13 protein-coding genes, 12 tRNA genes and 1 rRNA gene are annotated in these 19,587 nt (G+C 42.6%); all 26 read right to left on the bottom strand.

Annotated elements, in window-relative coordinates:
• Nucleotides 1-150: 150 nt before the first annotated feature.
• A complete protein-coding gene (locus AC58PV_RS34605) occupies nt 151-744 on the bottom strand; it encodes a hypothetical protein (RefSeq protein WP_497437565.1) in 594 nt (197 codons plus the stop codon).
• A 576-nt stretch (nt 745-1,320) separates the two neighbouring features.
• Nucleotides 1,321-1,812, bottom strand: coding sequence for a hypothetical protein (locus AC58PV_RS34600; RefSeq protein WP_497437564.1), 492 nt, complete (start codon nt 1,810-1,812; stop codon nt 1,321-1,323).
• A 739-nt stretch (nt 1,813-2,551) separates the two neighbouring features.
• Complete coding sequence (locus AC58PV_RS34595) at nt 2,552-2,842, bottom strand: helix-turn-helix transcriptional regulator (protein ID WP_497437563.1); 291 nt, start codon at nt 2,840-2,842, stop codon at nt 2,552-2,554.
• 916 nt (nt 2,843-3,758) lie between these two features.
• A complete protein-coding gene (locus AC58PV_RS34590; protein WP_497437562.1) occupies nt 3,759-5,573 on the bottom strand; it encodes a GNAT family N-acetyltransferase in 1,815 nt (604 codons plus the stop codon).
• A 144-nt stretch (nt 5,574-5,717) separates the two neighbouring features.
• The gene (locus AC58PV_RS34585; protein ID WP_497437561.1) at nt 5,718-6,839 is read right to left on the bottom strand and encodes a tyrosine-type recombinase/integrase; all 1,122 of its coding nucleotides are present in this window, start codon (nt 6,837-6,839) and stop codon (nt 5,718-5,720) included.
• A gap of 228 nt (nt 6,840-7,067) precedes the next feature.
• Nucleotides 7,068-8,897, bottom strand: a complete 1,830-nt coding sequence (gene glmS, locus AC58PV_RS34580; protein ID WP_497437559.1) for a glutamine--fructose-6-phosphate transaminase (isomerizing) — start codon at nt 8,895-8,897, stop codon at nt 7,068-7,070.
• A gap of 461 nt (nt 8,898-9,358) precedes the next feature.
• On the bottom strand, nt 9,359-10,699 hold the full coding sequence (glmM, locus tag AC58PV_RS34575) for a phosphoglucosamine mutase (protein WP_497437558.1): 1,341 nt from the start codon (nt 10,697-10,699) through the stop codon (nt 9,359-9,361).
• Between the two features lie 30 nt (nt 10,700-10,729).
• Complete coding sequence (locus AC58PV_RS34570) at nt 10,730-11,974, bottom strand: CdaR family protein (protein ID WP_497437557.1); 1,245 nt, start codon at nt 11,972-11,974, stop codon at nt 10,730-10,732.
• Nucleotides 11,967-12,788 (bottom strand): diadenylate cyclase CdaA, encoded by an 822-nt coding sequence (cdaA, locus tag AC58PV_RS34565; RefSeq protein WP_497437556.1) that lies wholly within the window; start codon nt 12,786-12,788, stop codon nt 11,967-11,969. The genes AC58PV_RS34570 and cdaA overlap by 8 nt, the downstream gene beginning before the upstream one ends.
• Before the next feature lie 168 nt (nt 12,789-12,956).
• Nucleotides 12,957-13,562 (bottom strand): zf-HC2 domain-containing protein, encoded by a 606-nt coding sequence (locus tag AC58PV_RS34560; protein ID WP_497437554.1) that lies wholly within the window; start codon nt 13,560-13,562, stop codon nt 12,957-12,959.
• 71 nt (nt 13,563-13,633) lie between these two features.
• Nucleotides 13,634-14,230: an RNA polymerase sigma factor SigW gene (gene sigW, locus AC58PV_RS34555; protein WP_497437553.1), complete on the bottom strand. Its 597-nt coding sequence runs from the start codon at nt 14,228-14,230 to the stop codon at nt 13,634-13,636.
• An 81-nt stretch (nt 14,231-14,311) separates the two neighbouring features.
• Nucleotides 14,312-15,181, bottom strand: coding sequence for a DMT family transporter (locus AC58PV_RS34550; RefSeq protein ID WP_497437552.1), 870 nt, complete (start codon nt 15,179-15,181; stop codon nt 14,312-14,314).
• A gap of 118 nt (nt 15,182-15,299) precedes the next feature.
• A complete protein-coding gene (ppc, locus tag AC58PV_RS34545) occupies nt 15,300-18,086 on the bottom strand; it encodes a phosphoenolpyruvate carboxylase (protein WP_497437550.1) in 2,787 nt (928 codons plus the stop codon).
• Nucleotides 18,087-18,399: 313 nt separating this feature from the next.
• Nucleotides 18,400-18,470 (bottom strand) — tRNA-Gly (locus AC58PV_RS34540).
• 17 nt (nt 18,471-18,487) lie between these two features.
• Nucleotides 18,488-18,561 (bottom strand) — tRNA-Pro (locus AC58PV_RS34535).
• 26 nt (nt 18,562-18,587) lie between these two features.
• Nucleotides 18,588-18,664, bottom strand: a tRNA-Arg gene (locus AC58PV_RS34530).
• A gap of 9 nt (nt 18,665-18,673) precedes the next feature.
• Nucleotides 18,674-18,748: transfer RNA gene (locus AC58PV_RS34525), tRNA-Gly, on the bottom strand.
• Nucleotides 18,749-18,786: 38 nt separating this feature from the next.
• Nucleotides 18,787-18,866 (bottom strand) — tRNA-Leu (locus AC58PV_RS34520).
• A gap of 17 nt (nt 18,867-18,883) precedes the next feature.
• A tRNA-Lys gene (locus AC58PV_RS34515) sits at nt 18,884-18,959 on the bottom strand.
• 8 nt (nt 18,960-18,967) lie between these two features.
• A tRNA-Gln gene (locus AC58PV_RS34510) sits at nt 18,968-19,042 on the bottom strand.
• 10 nt (nt 19,043-19,052) lie between these two features.
• Nucleotides 19,053-19,125, bottom strand: a tRNA-Thr gene (locus AC58PV_RS34505).
• 11 nt (nt 19,126-19,136) lie between these two features.
• Nucleotides 19,137-19,212, bottom strand: a tRNA-Val gene (locus AC58PV_RS34500).
• A gap of 14 nt (nt 19,213-19,226) precedes the next feature.
• Nucleotides 19,227-19,301, bottom strand: a tRNA-Glu gene (locus AC58PV_RS34495).
• A gap of 14 nt (nt 19,302-19,315) precedes the next feature.
• Nucleotides 19,316-19,391 (bottom strand) — tRNA-Thr (locus AC58PV_RS34490).
• A 2-nt stretch (nt 19,392-19,393) separates the two neighbouring features.
• Nucleotides 19,394-19,469: transfer RNA gene (locus AC58PV_RS34485), tRNA-Asn, on the bottom strand.
• A 5-nt stretch (nt 19,470-19,474) separates the two neighbouring features.
• Nucleotides 19,475-19,587 (bottom strand): 5S ribosomal RNA (gene rrf, locus AC58PV_RS34480); the annotation flags it as partial.

Below are 19,587 nucleotides of genomic sequence, written 5' to 3'. Positions count from 1 at the left end.
ATAAAAGCACGTGGGCCCTACTGGATCAGCGGCAGTCGCAACCAAAATATACGAAACGAATTTAACCTTCGGGGGCAACGTGGATACCGTTCGGGGCGATCGTTGGAGCTCGGATCTGATTCAAAATAAAAAGGAGCCGCCGGAGCGACTCTACTTTTTGGCTGCATTGATCTTTGCCAACGCCTTTAACATTTGCGCTTCGTTGGCCTTCACAGCGTCGCCGTCAATCTTATCGACTCCGCGGTACGTGTACTTTATATTCTGAAAGTAGTCAAACACAAAGTCGTACACATCCCCAGTAACTTTGTTTACCGTGGCGTAACGATCAACGGCGTAAGACTTGAATATCTTCGATAACATAAGCTCATCGTTTTTGATATCGCTTAGATACTGCTTCGACGCGAAGTCCGCTATAATGTCCGTTGCGAAGTTGGCTATCTCTTCTTTCGGGAAGGAGTACGAGGTAACGAGTTTCGTCGTCTGATCGAATTTTTCTGTAGGCGTTTTGCCTGTCTGTACAGCGATTGCCTTGACTTCATCCTGCCATGTCTTCGCTGTTGTCGCAGGTACTACTGCCGCCGCCTTCGTAGCTGCAGGAGGAGCTGAGGCCACAGTTGAAGTTGTGGTAGTATCATCTTCGAAAATTAGTGATCTGACAGAACCGAAAACGGCAAATATCCCCACAATGGCTACGAGCAACATACCCAGTTTAAGCCTATCCCCTTTAAATCTATTTACGCTCATTCCCAAGCCCACCCTTTTCTTTTCTTTTTTTATTTCTATTTCTTTGTCGTCGGAGGCTGCTTGCCGTCGTCCTTCGGCTTCTGGATCTCCCAGAGCTTATAAGAACAAAATATTCAACGTGACCTGTAACACAGTCTCAATTTAAGGTGCTTTCAGTCAGTCTAACACTTTATTTTCTCAGTCTACAACTAATTTCCCCTCTAGCACTTTATTTTCTCCGGATATTTGAAATTCACAATCGCTTAGTAATTTGGAATATGTAAGTGTATTAACAAAAATAAAGTAGACTAATCCAGAAAATGAAACAGCGGCTAACTAAAACTTGAAAATATAGTTTAGACTGCCGCTGTTTTTATTTGTTGTGATAATAGAAATTTACGAAACCATGACTCGAAATCACAATCGAGAAACAAGCCACATAATCATTGAGCTATATTGTCTGGTAGTGTAGAGCGCATGCTTAAACTTCGTGTAGCTCTTTATGCCTTCATGCGTTAATTGCAAAAAAGCTGCTCACGGAAACTCCGGAAGCAGCTTTTTTGGGTATCTCTATTAAATTTTGGTTGGCGGTTAAAACTAGCTATCAATCCACTGAGCAGAAGTGCTGCCAACTTCAGTTTGGTATGAAGAATCAGAATACATTCTAAGAACTTTAAAATTTCCAACACCCCAGATACGATAAGTAGAAACATCATAATATACATCTGTTGCATAAAAACCATAATAAGTACCGAGCATACCAAGAACTGCAGCAACAGGTACTTTTGTAAATCCTGCTATACCAGCAGCGGCTATAGCGATAGTTGCTTGCGCATCTCTCTGATTTTTCAATTCAAATGAGATTAATTCGCCATCGGGGTACGTTGAACTGTTTGAAGGTGGAGAATGAAATAGATAAGGACAAGTAGGCGAACCAAACTTAGGACCAATAAAGTCTGGATCATAACAAGGAAGACCTGCATAAGGACCCGTACCGGCGGATGCAGGGGGGGCAGCAATTGCCAGACCTGAAAAAAGTGTTGTTAATGCTAGTGTAGATGTTAATAGTACTTTAGTGATTTTTTTCATGTTAATTACCTCCACAAATAATTTTTTTGTTCTTTATAACAGATGTTTACTAAAATACCAATCTTTTGCTCCAAAAACATGCCATTTTATTCCTTTATAGTAAATAAAGGAAATATAAAGACAATATAAAGAAACTTTATACTAAAAAAATAAAATTGTTGGTTTTTGAATATTATTGGTGAAATTTGTTAATTTTTGTAGTTTTTATCGATTTTCACTTAAAAGCTCAACATTTTATAATTTTATACATTCATTATTTTGATATATTATTAGGCTATTTTCCTATTTGAAGCAGCCTATTTGTGCGTTTTAACGAACAAAAGTTAAGAGGGAATGAAGATTTAAAGGAAGTTTTCAAAGTAGGAACAAAAGAGGAATCTCAGGAAGTGGATGGAAAAAGGGCCGAAAAATAAAAAACTCCCAACATGCGGTCAACGCATGTTGGGAGTTTTAGAACCTACAACCCGGGTAGATATTTCGATGTAAAAATGATTCGAATCCAAATTTTTATTTAAAATAAATTATAATCGAGGCAACAAAAAGTATAGCAAAGCTTATAGCATTCCCTTTATCCTTGAGATCCAACATTCTTATTAAGAATATAATTGAAACTAAGAAGAAAAATACAGAAAAGTTAAACCCAGCTACGCTGTTAAAAGAAATAAACGCAAAAATAATTGTTACTAGAGTTACGAATAGTTCCAAATAAAGCCAGATTCGGTTGCGGTTTTTGTATGGATTAATTAACATCTCTATAGTCTCCTTCTTCACAACTCATTTTTTCTTCGGTACTATTCCACGCCTTACCAATCAATAAAACAACACCCAATACTACAGCAATTGTAGCAAGCAGCTTTAATGAAGGATCCATTCGCCCGTTTTCAATCGCAGAAATTGTTTGTTGGCTTACCTGTGCTTGCCTTGCTAAATCATTTTGTGTCATTGATCTTACTTGACGTAGTTGCTTTAATTGCTGGGGAAACTCTTCGTGAGTTATCTCAACTACTAGGGGTCCATTATCAAAATCCAAAACAACCCCTCCTACAAGTATTTATTGTACAATTATATATTGTATTTGAGTGTGTGGCTAGAAAATTATTGTAAAAATATAGATATTTGTATAAAAATCTTTTCGTTCTTTGAAGTCATCCGTTTTTTTATGGCAGCCAGTCTACAACTTTATTTTACCAGTCTAATGCGACCTGTGAGACCAATGTTTCTCTACGACTATTTCAAGCCCCTCACTACTCCCCACTCTTGTTGTTCATTCTTCATTTACAATCTCATCAAATGTTGTTTCATATACGTAATGAGCTGAGCTGAATTCCATAAGGAATGGATGTACTTCAATTCCAGCTTTAATCATTCGACCTATCCCATATTGCATATTTTCTAGAAAATATGCAATATGTTGGTTACTGATAGATTCGCTGGCTACTGTCCAGCACTCCCAGGTTCCTCCTATTTTTTTATGAATACAAATATACCCATCCATGTCCCAATGTTTCGCAAAGATCCTGTTTTGTTCAATGAAAAAGGTATCCAAATCCATAGCGTAATCAGCAAATTCTTTCTTAATAAAGAGCAATTTGTCATAGACATTAAAAGGCTTGTGGTCGCCAAATGAAAAATCAGGCTCTTCTTCTAAAGAACTATCAACTCCTGTTATTAATGTAGTAGTAATGTCGGAGGTAGTAATTGTTAGATGAAAATAAAGTATTAGACTGCAGTTGTTGATGTGCCGCGGGTTTACGAACCATAAAATCGTTAAACTGTATTATCAAGAGCTGAATTCAAAATAATCAATAAAATAAGCCATTCGAACATATTAGTCATGGATAATATGTCAAATTCCTTATTTTCTTAATACTTATTCAACTAACGTTTTCGTTAGCGTAATCTCTTGTAAACTGACGTTAGTCCAGTATCGATTCAGTTCTGACACATCAAACAATAGTTTTCTTGAAGTAATAATGCTTACTCCCGATTGGAGCTTCTTCAAATACTGCAACTTGGTTGTAACCATTCTTCAAATAAAACTCAGGAGCTTGAAAACTGAAAGTATTTAGCTTAATAAACGTACAGCTTTTTTCCTTAGCGATATTCTCAATAAGATTTAACAAGCGGGTACCGTAACCCATCCCTCGAAGGGATTTTTCTATCCAAAGAATATCAACTTCTACCCAATTCCAACAGAGAGTAGCTAACATTCCTCCAATAACCAGACCATCGCCATCTTTGATGGTTAGATTAATTTCTTCATATCGAGAGCTTAAATTCTCAGGAACATACCCTGCGTTATATTCAATCAGCCTTCTCCGAATGTATTCAATTTCTTCTTTATTACCGCCGTTAAGCATCTTAATAGCATAGGTATGACGAAATTGATGAGTTTTAAAGTAGAATACATTTCCGGATTCATCAGTGATGTTCACATTTCTTGCTAGGCAGTTCAATTTCTCTCCAACCCAGTATTGGGAATAAGGTCTGCCTTTTCTTGAACCACGAAATCGAATAAAAATGTATTTTTCTAGATTGTTGTCCTCATTGCTGTTCTCAATTGATTTTTTTATTAAAGCCGCCACCATATTAGCTAATTCGTCATCGATTGGGATACGATGACCTTTAACATATGTCTTTTCAATATCAGTTTCAATGTAGTATTTCCCATTGATTCTCAACAAACAATCTTGTGTTAATCCCAATACATCGGAGATACGCAAACCAGTTTTGAACGCTATCCACACCAAAGGCTGGACCTCTGGATGTAAATGATTTAAGTTAGCAAAAAGTTGTTCTAATACATACTCCGGTATGTAATCAATTTGATCGTAAGGTTCCTTTTTGCGTTTTGGTCTGTCTTCGGGAAAAAGCAGTTGTCTTGTATTTGTTTTAGGTGCAACGTTATATTCATAACGCTGAATGTCATCTAAGAACTTACTTACAGCAGATAGATTGTATTTAATGTATGATTCAGGGTTTGAATTACGTTTTGTAAGCTTTTTTGCACTTTGGTGGAGCGATTCAATATATTTTAAAATATGGCTTCTTTGAAGATCCTTTAAATCATTCCATAAAGGCTCTAAGTTGCAAATGAAGTTTAAGAATCCAGGAATAACATTCATATAAACTACTGCAGTTGACCAAGAGAAATTGTTTTTGTTTAAAAGACGTTGCTTTATATATCCTTTAACATTACTCCGTATTGAAGGGTTCCTTATTTTCGAGAAGTCAACAAAATGTTGAGATTGTGACTTAATATAATTAATCCCATATGTAGCATGCAAAGTACGGATGTCCCAACGATCTTTATCCCATTCCTCGCGAGTATCAATAAGTTTAGATAAAGTAAAATGCATATGTCTTAAAAAGTGTGTAATTGAACATTTAACTATTTGTTCTCCGTACACATCATGTTTCCTTATAGTTTGTGTAAGGATTTTTTGATTCTCCAACCAAAACAACCATTCCCGGTCCGCCTTATCGATGTTCAAATCTAGCAATGATTCTAGTCGAGTGTGTTTTTCATTAAGAAATCTTGTGAGACGGTTTATGTTTGTGAAATTAGTTCCGAATAAGCTTGAAAAAGACCATTCATCATTAAATAACTTTTGGAACACAACATACTTCATTTCAAGATTAACCCACGGGTTATGAAATTCGAACCGAATATTTCTATTAGATCGATTATATTTGTTTCGCTGATCCTGAAAGTTAACTATTGAACCAATTACATCTACACTCCAAATATTTTCATCCATAAAATAGGAATTCTCAACTTTGTGATACGTCACAGAACCATCATCATGAACTAACCGCTCTTGATAGCTGGAAATCTCTTGTTCAAGCTGACTATGTAACTTATTCGCATTCACATATTTTTTATTTAGTAACACCACTATCAGTTATTGTATATTGCCAAGCTGAAATGCATGCTGCGCTTTCTCCCAATTCTCACGAATATCTTCTTCCGATGGATGGACATACATGTTCATTGTTGTTTGAATATTGGCGTGTCCTAATCGTTCTTGCACTTGTTTGATGTCTTTCGTTTGACGGTAGTATATTGTTGCATGCGTGTGCCGCAGCAAGTGAGGGTGAATGTGCATCCCTGTTTTCTTACACAGCACTTTAAATAAGGCGCGTACATCGCGGTCATTCATGAGTTGTCCAATTCGGTTTCCCCTCAGTTTAACAAATACGAAGTTCGTATCAATTTCAAGATCATCAATCACGTTGTATAGGTAGTCGTCGTATAAATCCATGAGTCCCTGCGAAACATGCAATTCCCGTTCGCCCGTCTTAAGTTTAGCTCCATTCTCCAATTCACCGCGGTCCGTTAAACGTATTCGATGGCCGTTCTTATGATCGAATACGAAGTCTTCCATGAAGAGTGATAATACTTCCCCGATGCGTAGTCCCGTTTCAAACAACAGTTGAATCAACAATCGATCACGAATGTTCGTTGTGGACTCGTAGATGTTTTCGACTTCATCCTTAAGCAAAGCCTTAGGTTTTCTTCTGGGTTCTTTCAGCTTTAAAACGTTCTTATTCGTCTGTTTTCCTTCATTGACATGATGTAGGAATCCCTTATATTTACTATGACCACCTCTAAACACCTGTCTTACCAGTTTATCTACCAAATCGTTTTGGATCTCTTGAATACGGAAAAAGTAATCATATAGGTTTGTTACCACTGTAATTATAAGATTCACTGATTTTTCTGTTCTTTTCGCTTCAATCTTTTGTAATGGAGTCACTTTCCCGCTTTCAAACGGATTACGTAACCACCCTACAAAGTCAGCAAGATCCTTAACTCCTACTTCTTTATAATCTATTTTCCGCTCTTCAAGATAAGTGAAATACTGTTTTAATGCATAGCAATAAGTCTTCAGTGTGTTGTTGCTTTTACCTGTTTGATCGAGGTGCTTTAAATACTTCATGACAGGAACAACTGGAACACCTACCTCATCCAATAGCAAATATCTCTTTTTATTATCATTAAGAATTACTTCTTGTACTCTCACAGCGTCACTCCCAACGAATGCATTTTTCCTCAATATATTAAATAATTTATACTAAGTTTTAAAGCCCTAATTAATATTTCTTTTAAACAAAAAATAGAGGAGATTAGCTCATATAATGAACTAACCATCCTCTATTTACGTTACTACAATTAACACAGTCTAATAATTTATTGAATAGTCTAATACTTTATTTTCTCTTAACAAAAACTTTCATTACTAGCTCCACACTTACTCAACCGTCACACTCTTCGCCAGATTCCTAGGCTTATCAACGTCATTCCCACGCGCTAACGACGCGTAGTAAGACAACAACTGCAAAGGAATTACGGACAATGCAGGCGTCAACACATCCAACGTTTTAGGAATAATGAACGTGCTGTCAACCGACTTCTGCAGCTCCGTCTCACCTTCCACGGCAATACCCAACACATTTGCGCCGCGCGCCTTCACTTCTTTGATGTTGCTCACCGTTTTCTCGAGCAACTCATGCTGTGTCGCTAACGCGATAACTGGGATATTATCCTCGATCAACGCAAGCGTACCGTGCTTCAACTCACCCGCAGCATACGCCTCGGAGTGAATATAGGAGATTTCTTTGAGCTTCAAGGAACCTTCAAGCGCTACCGCATAATCCAAGCCTCTGCCGATAAAGAACAGATTGTCATGCTTCGCCATCTCATCCGCAACCACTTTCAACGCTTCCGCTTGCTCTAGAATTTCGCTAACCTGATCAGGAAGCTCCTTCAAAGCTGCAATCACTTCCGCGATTTCTTCCGGCGTTTGCGTACCTAGCGTTTGCGCCAAGTGTAGACCTAGTAAATAAAAACCAATCAATTGCGACGTGTAAGCTTTCGTTGAAGCTACCGCAATCTCAGGACCTGCCCATGTTGTAATAATATCGTTCGCTTCACGCGCAACAGAGCTTCCTACAACATTCGTAATCGCCAATACGTGTGCTCCACAACGCTTCGCTTCACGCAGTGCGGCCAATGTATCCGCTGTTTCACCGGATTGGCTCACAACAATCACGAGCGTATCCTTTGTGATAATCGGGGAACGATAACGATATTCAGACGCTACATCCGTTTCCACGGGAATACGCGCCATTTTCTCAATCACATACTTCCCAACCATACCTGCATGGAACGCAGTTCCACATGCGACAATATGCACACGACTGATGTTACGAATCGCCTCAGGCGTAATCGTAAGCTCATTCAACGTCACACTCTTACCATCAGGGGAAATGCGACTTCCCATCGTATCGCGGTATGCTTTCGGTTGGTCATAAATTTCTTTCAACATGAAATGATCAAATCCGGCTTTTTCCGCCGTAACAATGTCCCAATCGACATGAAACATTTCCCTGGAAATAAAATTCCCCTCTAACGTCATTAATTCGACAGCATCCCGCGTCAATAGCGCCATTTCGCCATCATTTAGAATGAACACATTACGTGTGTACTCTAAGATCGCTGGAATATCTGAACCAATGAAATTCTCGCCTTCGCCAATCCCGATAATAAGCGGGCTAGCTTGACGCACTGCAACAAGGCGGTCCGGTTCGAACTCTGTGAGGACACCAAGTGCAAACGCACCTGTCATGTGCTTTACAGCCTTCTGAACAGCTTTGAGGATGTCTCCCTCGTATAAGCTCGCGACCAAATGCGAAATAACCTCTGTATCCGTCTCCGATACGAAAACATGGCCCTTCGCGATCAATTCTTCTTTCAGCGTAATATAATTCTCAATAATCCCGTTATGCACAACGGAGAATTTCGCAGAATTATCAGTGTGAGGATGGGAGTTCACGTCCGAAGGCTTACCATGTGTTGCCCAACGTGTATGCCCGATGCCAACGCTTCCGTTCAATGGCGTTTCACCAAGCTTCGACTCCAAGTTCGCAATACGGCCTTTGGCTTTCTTAATTTGCAAACCATCCGCTGTATACACAGCTACCCCAGCAGAATCATAGCCTCGATACTCTAGCTTTTTGAGACCATCCAATAAAATCTCCTGAGAATTACGCTTTCCAATATAACCAACAATACCGCACATAGTTACAACCTCCAAATTTGTATAAGCCTCTTTTATAAGGGCTGTTTGTCAAGGATCTGATTTTCAATCAGTCATAAATCATAATGAAATAAACCATCTATAAGGGCGTTCTTTACGTGTAAAATTCAATAAATCGTTAATAGATGCTGGATACTTGTCTGCCCGGTCGCCCGAACGATTTTGCTCTCCAACTTAACGGCACTCCTCGTGCCGGAAGGTCCCCGCCGAATGTTTCGAACACCTTCACCTCGTCAACTCACCGCGTAGTAGCAACCTTTCGGTTACATTTCCGTCCCGCTTGCGAGTCCTGGCGCTATTTGTTACGAATAACCTCTGCCCTGCCTTTCCTTCTTGAGTAACTTCATCATATGCATTTTCACCCAGTAATGCAACTTGTTTTGGCATAACTGATCCCTCATCTCGCCATTCTCTAGCTCAAATGAGGGATTAGCTGCCTATTATTATACCAATTGCTCTTGAATAACCTTCGCAATATCATGAACATATGCTTCTACTTGCTCTTTGTCTGGGCCTTCTGCCATAACACGAATCAAGGATTCCGTACCTGAAGGACGAACTAGTACGCGGCCGTTATCGCCGAGCTCATCTTCCACCTTACGGATCGCTTCTTCAATTACAGCGTTATTCTTCAGCTTGCTTTTATCCGCTACACGGATGTTAACGAGCAATTGCGGGAATTTACGCATAATCCCTTTCAATTCACTCAGTTTACGCCCAGATTCAACTAGGGTATTCACCAATTGTAGCGCAGTTAGAATGCCATCACCAGTGGAGATGTAATCCAGGAAAATGACATGACCCGATTGCTCCCCGCCTAAGTTATAGCCGCCTTTACGCATTTCTTCCATCACGTAGCGATCGCCTACAGCTGTTTGCAGAGCCTTTAAGCCCGCTTTTTCGATGCCTTTGAAAAAGCCGATATTCGCCATCACCGTCGTCACAATGGTGCCGTGGTTCAGCTTCCCTTGGCGATTCAGCGCATCGCCAAGAATGCTCAAGATGAAGTCGCCGTCGACTTCATCGCCCTTCTCATCAATCGCGATCAGACGATCTGCGTCGCCGTCAAAAGCCAGCCCGATGGCTGCGCCATGCTTAACCACCTCAGCGCGTAGCGTCTCGGGGTGGGTGGAGCCGCAATCATCGTTGATGTTGCGCCCATTCGGCTCCGCGCCGATGGTGATTACTTCCGCTCCGAGCTCGCGGAAAATCAAAGGCGCCAGCTCATAGGCTGATCCATTCGCACAGTCAAGAACAACCTTTACGCCGTCGAAGGACTTCGACACCGTCTCCTTCAAGAAAGCCAGATAAAGGTGCTTCGCATCTGGCTGATCCGAAACCGTACCAATCTCGCCGCCAACCGGGCGAGGCAATTCATCCACAGCTGCATCGAGCAGCTGTTCAATCTCAAGCTCCGTCTCATCCAATAGCTTGAAGCCGTCGCCTCCGAAGAACTTAATCCCGTTGTCTTCAACCGGATTATGGGAAGCGGAGATCATAACGCCCGCGTCTGCGCCTAGCTTTTTCGTCAAATAAGCGACCGCTGGCGTGCTCACCACACCAATACGAATCACTTCAACACCAATCGATAATAGGCCTGCTACTAGGGATGCTTCCAGCATTGGCCCCGAAATACGTGTATCTCTCCCGATCACGACTTTCGGATGCTTCGCCTGTCTTGTTAATACATACCCGCCGCAGCGTCCTACCTTATAAGCCAATTCTGGTGTGAGTTCGCCATTCGCGACTCCGCGCACACCATCCGTACCGAAATATTTCCCCATTTTTGTATTCTCCTCTTTCTCTATTCCCCATTATGGATTGGCTGTTTTTACATTTTTCTCGCTGATTTCAACGAGCGCCTTCACATCTTGCGGAAGCCCCAGCTTCACGAAGGAAGGCATATTCAACGTTACTTTCAATTCATGCTTACCAGGCGGTAAATTACTAACATCTAGTATCGCTTGAATATCCCCAACTTTCAATTGATCAATAATGGCAGGCGCACCTTCTACCGTAATATTCAAGGTAGCCGCTGCTGGCTGCGTCACTGTGGTGACGTAATTCTCATTCTGACCAATAATCGTGATCGGTACGTTCTCCATAGCTTTCGTAATGGATGGTACAACCTCGACATGCACCGTCACCTTCGCAGGATCTAATTGTGTTACTTTATTCCTGAGAGGAATGTCCAGTGCGAAATCTTTCGTTTCCTTCACATCCTGCAGACTAAGCTGCGGACCTTGATAGAATTCTAGGCGATCTACAACGTCTTGCGCTCCGTATACCGTTACTTTATCAGGGGTTTGCGTAATCATCGCAATCGCATAACCTGGTGGCGGTTCACCGCTTACTTTGAGCTGCAACGGAATCGTTTGGAACGGACTCGTGATTGGCACCTCAACATCGACAACCGATGGATTAATGATAAGGGTCACTTCTTTGCCTTCCTTATCGAAAGCCTGCAGTCTAACCTGCTTCGTCACCGCTGATTGTGCTTTATCTACAGATACCTCGCCGCGGACATTCTCAATTTGATCAAGTTTACTCGTCTGTGCTGTAATGTACACCTTACCTGGCTTCACGATAGGTTGTCCCGCTTTGAGGCCTGCTGCTGGTGTTCCTTTGACATTAATAACAACAGGTACTTCTTTCATCTGCAGTTCTTCAATCATGACGTGAACCGTTCTAGGAACGATCTCCACATCAACATCTGAAGGTATCCCTACAGGCGCAAGTGTGACCTGATGGTCCCCTTTACCGACCTGCGTCAAATCCAGTACAATCTGATACGCATTGCTAGCCGTTACTTTCTTAAGGGCAGATTCCTTCCCTTTCAGAATCACCTGTACATTCGCAGGATTCATCGAAGAGATGAAGTAGTGGGTTTCATCATATTTGGTTGTGATGGAGACATTATTAATCGTTTCCACTCGCTCTCGCAGCGCTGTGTTTCCAGATATATTCGTTTCTTCCATATGGACGACTACCCATAGCATAATGCCGATGACAAGTGCAACAATCCGTACCACATTGGTATTACGCAGCCATTTATCCATTCGAACGCCCTCCCCACCATTTCATGAAAGGGTTCTTCTCATTTGTTTTCGCTTTCGGCTTCAACTCTTCAAATAACTTAGATATCAACGATTCCTCTTTAATATCCCGTACGATATGGCCATTCATCGTTAGTGAAATTTGACCTGTTTCCTCCGAAACAATCACACACATCGCATCCGAAACTTCACTCATCCCGATCGCAGCACGATGCCGAGTCCCCAGTTCCTTTGAAATAAAAGGATTTTCAGACAGAGGCAAATAACAACCCGCGGCCATTAACTGCCCTTGCCGAATGATCACTGCGCCATCATGAAGAGGGGTATTAGGGATAAAAATATTAATTAACAGCTCTCCGCTGATCTTGCTCTCTATCGCAATGCCGGATTCCACATAATCGGTAAGTCCCGTATCCTTCTCAAAAACAATCAAGGCCCCAATCTTTCGTTTGGCCAAATAGTTCGCAGCCCGAATCACTTCGCTGATTCTCTTATTCACATCATGATCTTCTTCTGATGAAGATCTACTTCCGAATAACTTACCTCGACCTAATTGCTCCAAGGCACGCCTTAGTTCTGGTTGGAAAATAATAATAACCCCAAGTACCCCGAACGTAAAAGCTTGATTCACCATCCATTGGAGTGTACTTAACTGGAACCAAATACTAATGACCCAGGTAATGACGACCACGAGGATACCCTTCATCAGTTGGATAGCCCTTGTCCCACGCACCACTAGGATCAATTTATAAATCACATAGCTAACGATGAGTATATCGACAATATCCTTAGCCGAGATGCTCGTGAGCAAATCCATTGTATTCTCCCCCAGGCGACTAAACAAAGTTCTCTCTATATAGGAATCATAACATAAAGCTAAGTATACTTCTATTTATCTAGACTCGTCGCGAGAGAATTGGTTCATTATTCCTATGTAAAAAAAGAAAAAAGCCCCCTATAGTCTCAGCTATAAGGGGACAATTCGTTATGGTGTGATTTTACCTACGAATTCACCTAATTTGTACCAGACCCAGCTCAGTGCTTCATCGACTTGTTTGACTTCTCCAGCAATGTGCGCCGTTGAGGCTAGGTTGACCGAACCATCGATTACGACGACATTCCCCGTTACATCGCCTTCAACCTTCAGTTCCCCACGTTTGACCACAAGATCACCATTGACGGTATGCCCTTGCGGCACAAGCACAGTATCACCTTGAATAACGACATCCTGAAGGTTACTTCCCTGTACCATAAGATTCTGATCGTCATCCCACATGGATATGAAGCTTCCGAACATGACCGTGCCGAATACCACAGCAACCGATACTGCGGGGTGTCTGCGGATCCAATCCGCCCATGTATTCTTCTTTTTCATCGGTGGTAAGGCGCTCATAATCTGTGCAGTTAACGTATCAGGTACTGAAATAGAGGGCAGCATTCTAACCAAAGCATCCGTTTTCTCCAACTGTTTGAAAGTGTTATGACACGCCTGACAGGCTATCAGATGTTCTTTCAAGGGCAGAGCTTCCGACTTTGGCAAATCACCGTCGAGATATTCATGTATGAGCGGGAGGGCTTCTTTACAATTCACGTTTAGCCACCCCTTTCTTGATATAGTAGAGCAAGTTGTGATATACCATACGTTTCGATTTCAAATATGTTTCAGATTCGAACAGGATTTGTGCTAACAACTTGTTCCTCCTGCTCCAATCTTTTTCGTAAGTACTCCCGCCCCCTGTGCACACGTGTTTTGATCGTCGTGACGGGCATATCGAGCACATCACTAATTTCTTGTAGTGACATATCATGTAGATACCTAAGAATAACAACCGATTTATATTTCTCAGGCAGCGTCTCAATCGCCCGATGAATTTGTGCCTGCGTTTCTGAGACTATCAGCTGTTTCTCTGGTGTATCTTCATCGCTAGGAAGCATCGCATAATAATCATTGCCCTCGCCGTCTGTCATTTCTGCATCCAGTGAGTACGTCATCTTCCTACGTCGCAGTTTATCAATACATAAGTTTGTCCCAATCCGAAAAATCCACGTCGAAAACTTCTGATTCTCATCATAACGATGTAAATTCGTATACACACGCAGGAAAGTCTCCTGCACGGCATCTTCGGCTTCTTGCTTGTTATTCAGCATGCGGTAAGCCAAATGAAAGATCTTGTCTTTATAGAGCTCCACGAGCTCTGCAAAAGCATTCCGATCCCCATTACTGGCCAGCTTAGCCAGTCGTGCTTCAACAAAGTTCAATTGGTTTTCCTCCGGCTTCTCGACAATTCAACAACCATTTATAGATAATAAAATTCCCTCTACTACTATATACGTCACAAATCACGATTTGTATTCAGAAATTATAATTCCACCCAGAATTAAGCCCATGCCTCCCCATTGTAACCCACTAATCGGTTCCCCGATGAGAAGATACGCTGCAAGAATAGCTACTGGAAGCTCTACAGATCCCAGCATGGCAGCAAGTGCGCTTCCGATCTTGGGAATTCCTATATTGAAGGATACAGTCGGTACAACTTGTCCTAGGAACCCGAGCAGCAATCCCCATAGCAGCAGTTGACCACCATTATCATGAACAAAAACCGTCGGCGGATACAAGATAAACATAATCGGGAGCGCAGCCGTCAGCATAATCGCAGAATTCATCAGGGGAGGTAGCGTACTTACGACTTGTCCCGTGAAAAACAGGAAAATACTATACGCTAACGCAGATAGAAGTCCATATAGTATACCCAGAATACTGAGCTCTTCCCAGTTCGTATCAAACACATTCACCGCTAGAATCGTTCCTGCCAAAATTAGCGCAATCGCAATCCCTTCCATTCGCTTAGGCCATCTTCGTTTCACGATACAATCCATGGCAATCGTCATCCACGTGAATTGAAAGAGAAGAATAATGCATAAGGAAGCATCTAATTCTTGCAGCGCAATGTTATACACGACCGTCGTTAGCGACAGTCCGAATATCCCAATCAATCCAAGCTTAACCCAAGGCCCCTTAAACGGATTCACCCATGATTTTTTGTGAAAAAGAATCAACACCCATACGAATAAGGTTCCCATCGTCATCTGAGCTGGCGTAATTTGTCCGTCTGTGAAACCTTGATCATAGGCCATTTTAATGAATGAAGAGAGCAAACCATAGCTCGAAGCCCCAATAAGGACAAGGACTATTGCCAACCATCGTCCCATGCTGCCGCGTACCTCCTGATTTCGGTAATTCCCGTAATTACAGGAAAAGCCGAGCTGCCTGCATTGCTGCAAGCCCCCGACTTTATCATCCTGTGTTGTTCTTATGTTGTCGTATGGATCAGCCCGTGTTCCGAAGTCCCGCGGCAATCCCGTTGATGGTAAGTAGTACTTCACGAAGCAGAATCGCATCGTCTTCATTGTTGTCTCTTAATGCACGTAGCTCTTTAAGCAGCTCAACCTGCATGTAGCTTAGCGGATCTACGTAAGGATTCCGCAATTTGATGGATTCTTGAATCACAGGAACATTATCTAGAATCTCTTGCTGACCTGTAATTTGCAAAATAATCGAGGACGTCAACTCATACTCGTCTTTGATCAGATTGAAAATACGCTCTGCAATCGCACATTCCTTCACCAAACTACCGTATTCTTTCGCGATAAGAAGATCTGCCTTAGCCAAAGCCATTTGCAGATTATCAATCATCGTACGGAAGAATGACCATTCCTCATACATCTCTTTGAGGACTGCTACATTGCTTTCATTGCCTTGAGCGAAGCTTTGCAAGCCTGTACCTGCCGCATACCATGCTGGCAGCAAGTATCTCGTTTGCGTCCATGAGAATACCCAAGGAATCGCACGCAAATCTTCGAATTTATCACTATTTTTACGCTTGGATGGACGGGAACCGATATTCAGCTCACCGATCTCTGGAAGCGGTGTGGATTCTTTGAAGAACGTTAAGAAGTCCTCGTCTCTGAAAATAAGATCTTGATACTTCGTCTGAGATTGCTCCGAAATACCGCGCATAATGTTCTCCCACTTGTCCTCTTGTGGAAGTCTTTGCGGGGAACGAGACAATTTGGATGCTGTAATCAGCGCAAATGTCGCCTGCTCCAAACTACGATAAGCAATTCCTTGCAGGGAATAGCGGGAAGAAAGAACTTCACCTTGCTCCGTAATTTTGATGCCACCACCAAGCGTCTCAACCGGTTGTGCTAGAATGCTTCGGTTTAGTGGCATACCGCCACGGCCCAATGCGCCACCACGACCATGGAAGAACTTCAACTTAACGCCGAATTTCTTCGCTGCTTCAGTAATATCTTGAAGCGCCATGCGCAGCTCCCAGTTCGCTGTAATTACACCGCCGTCTTTATTGCTGTCGGAGTAGCCCAACATAATTTCATGCAGTGGATTTTCAGCGTCCAGGCTATCTCGGTAAGCAGGGATTGCTAGCAACGTGCTCATGATACCAGGAGCCGCATGCAAGTCGTCAATCGTTTCAAAAAGCGGAACAGACTGAACCGTACTTGTTACCGTACCGTCGCTCTCTCTGCGGTATAGACCCGCCTCTTTGGCAAATACAACAACCTCAAGCATGTCACTTGCGCCTTGTGTCATCGAAATCAAGTAACTATTAATACAGTTACGTCCGAATTCCTTCTGCGCTTTACCTACCGTACGATAAACGTCCAAACATTCTTTCGTACCCTCCGTATAGTCCAAATACGTAGACGTTAGAGGACGCGGATCATTCAAAACATTCGTAAGCAATGAAATTTTCTCATCTTCCGAAAGCTTGCTGTAATCGGGTGTAATGCCCATTTTCGCCAAAACTTCCGTCATCGCATTCTCATGCTCTTTACTATGCTGTCTGATATCTAAAGCAGCTAAGTGGAAACCAAACAACTCAACTTGACGTATTAACTTCTTAATAAATTTATCTGCGACGTAGTCCGCAAAATGCCCACGCAAACTAGCTTCCATAACCTGCAAATCTTGAATAAACTCTTCAGGGCTATTGTACTTCTGTGTAGTAGATACATTTGCGTTGCCCGTATTATGAATTTTCTCGATCATATATGTTGTCTTAATGCGGTAAGGTTCTTTTTCATTGCGCCAAACATCCTGAACATTCCCCATCGCTTCACGATCACATTGAATAGATTCGAGCAGCGCTTCGCTCACATTTACAATGTTCTTGCTAAAGCTCATATGTGCTAAGGATTCTCTCAGGATTTCCTCATACTTCTGCAAAGCCAATTGACGGTGCAGGCCAAGCGTCTCCCATGTCACATTCGCTTTAACCGAAGGATTTCCGTCGCGGTCTCCACCGATCCAGGATCCAAACTTCAAGAATGACGGTACATGCCATTTATCTTCTGGGTAATACTTATTCAAGCAGCGTTCAAGTTCGTGATAAACTTCTGGCAGCACATCGAATAACGTCTCGTCAAAATAGTAAAGACCGTTACGCACTTCGTCGATTACCGTCGGTTTACGATCACGCAGCTCGTCAGTTTGCCATAGATTAAGCACTTCACCTAACAACTTCTCGCGAAGTTGTTCACGCTCACGGTACGTTAGATTAGGGTTGTCTAGCTTCATCATATCTTCAGAGATACGAAGATTAATATCAAGCACGGCACGACGCATAGCCTCAGTCGGATGAGCCGTCATTACGAGCTCCAAAGATATCGATTTAAGGATTTCTTGTACTTCGGCATAAGGAATATTCGTGTTCTTCAGCTCTTGTACGATGCTCTCAATCGAACCAGGTTGTACAGACTCTCCTGATGAGCGCTCATAGTCACGTTTACGGCGAATACGATGGTTCTGCTCAGCAATATTAACTAGTTGGAAATATATAGCGAAAGCGCGTATCACTTGATGGCGAATTTCCGGATCTAGTGAAGATATCGTTTTCTTAAATTCATCGTAGATCTCCACGACATAGTGTGCTCTTAACGACTTGCTCATTTCGCGAATTCGTTCAACGACATCCAGCAGATCATTTCCGCCTTCTTGTACAAGAACTTCGCCTAGTATGTGCCCCAAAAAGCGAACATCTCTGCGCAGCAGATTATTCGTGCTTTGTTTTTGTAGGCCGATCTCACTCTCTACCATGACTCTCCACCTCATCTATTCACTATGATGCATTAATGCTTCTCTCTGCAAAAGCTAGTCGCTGTAAAAACTCATTTCAGAATATTTTACCACAATCTGATCGCTACACATAGTATTAAAATAAAAAAACCGTACGTTTTTCGGTGGTAATTAATGTATTGATAAGATTCTACAACGTTTTGATTCGTATTATTTCCAAATTGTAAAGAGTTACGCATTAAATGGAGACACTCATTCAGTGTACGCTAATCATTGATCTTAGCGCGATTCTAGACATAAGAAAAAGCCACCCGTAGGTGGCTCTTTCTTTGTAAGCGGGCGGCGGGAATCGAACCCGCGCGATCAGCTTGGAAGGCTGAAGTTCTACCATTAAACTACGCCCGCGTAGTTTAGAAAAATGATCGGGACGACACGATTTGAACATGCGACCCCCTGCTCCCAAAGCAGGTGCTCTACCAAGCTGAGCTACGTCCCGATACGTTTATAACTTATAATGAAGAATGGCGCGCCCTGAGAGATTCGAACTCCCGACCTTTTGATTCGTAGTCAAATACTCTATCCAGCTGAGCTAAGGGCGCATAAAACTTTGGAGCGGAAGACGGGGATCGAACCCGCGACCCTCGCCTTGGCAAGGCGATGCTCTACCGCTGAGCCACTTCCGCAGGGTACCTCAATTGTATAAATACAAGTGAGGATTTAATGCGCGTAGAGGGACTTGAACCCCCACGGTCACCCGCTAGATCCTAAGTCTAGTGCGTCTGCCAATTCCGCCATACGCGCATGTTAGTAAAATAAAATGGTGAGTCATGTAGGATTCGAACCTACGACACCCTGATTAAAAGTCAGGTGCTCTACCAACTGAGCTAATGACTCATAAAAAATGGCTGGGGATCAAGGATTTGAACCTTGGCATGACGGAGTCAAAGTCCGTTGCCTTACCGCTTGGCTAATCCCCAATATAAAACATGCCGTCGAGAGGACTTGAACCCCCAACCTACTGATTACAAGTCAGTTGCTCTACCAGTTGAGCTACAACGGCATATAAAGTTATGGTGGAGGCTGACGGGATCGAACCGCCGACCCTCTGCTTGTAAGGCAGATGCTCTCCCAGCTGAGCTAAGCCTCCATGGGATTTGAAAATGGTGACCCGTAGGGGACTCGAACCCCTGTTACCTCCGTGAAAGGGAGGTGTCTTAACCACTTGACCAACGGGCCTTGCTAAAAAATACTGGAGCTTCCAACCGGAATCGAACCGGTGACCTCATCCTTACCATGGATGCACTCTACCGACTGAGCTATGGAAGCAATGGCTCCCCGAACAGGACTCGAACCTGTGACAACTCGATTAACAGTCGAGTGCTCTACCAACTGAGCTATCAGGGAACAATGTTTGGCAACGTTCTACTCTCCCAGAACCCTGCGGTTCAAGTACCATCGACGCTGGAAGGCTTAACGGTCGTGTTCGAGATGGGAACGCGTGGATCCCTTCCGCCATCATCAC

It is taken from the genome of Paenibacillus sp. J22FR83 (assembly GCF_059691955.1).
This window is presented reverse-complemented; position numbering and strand designations above follow the sequence as displayed.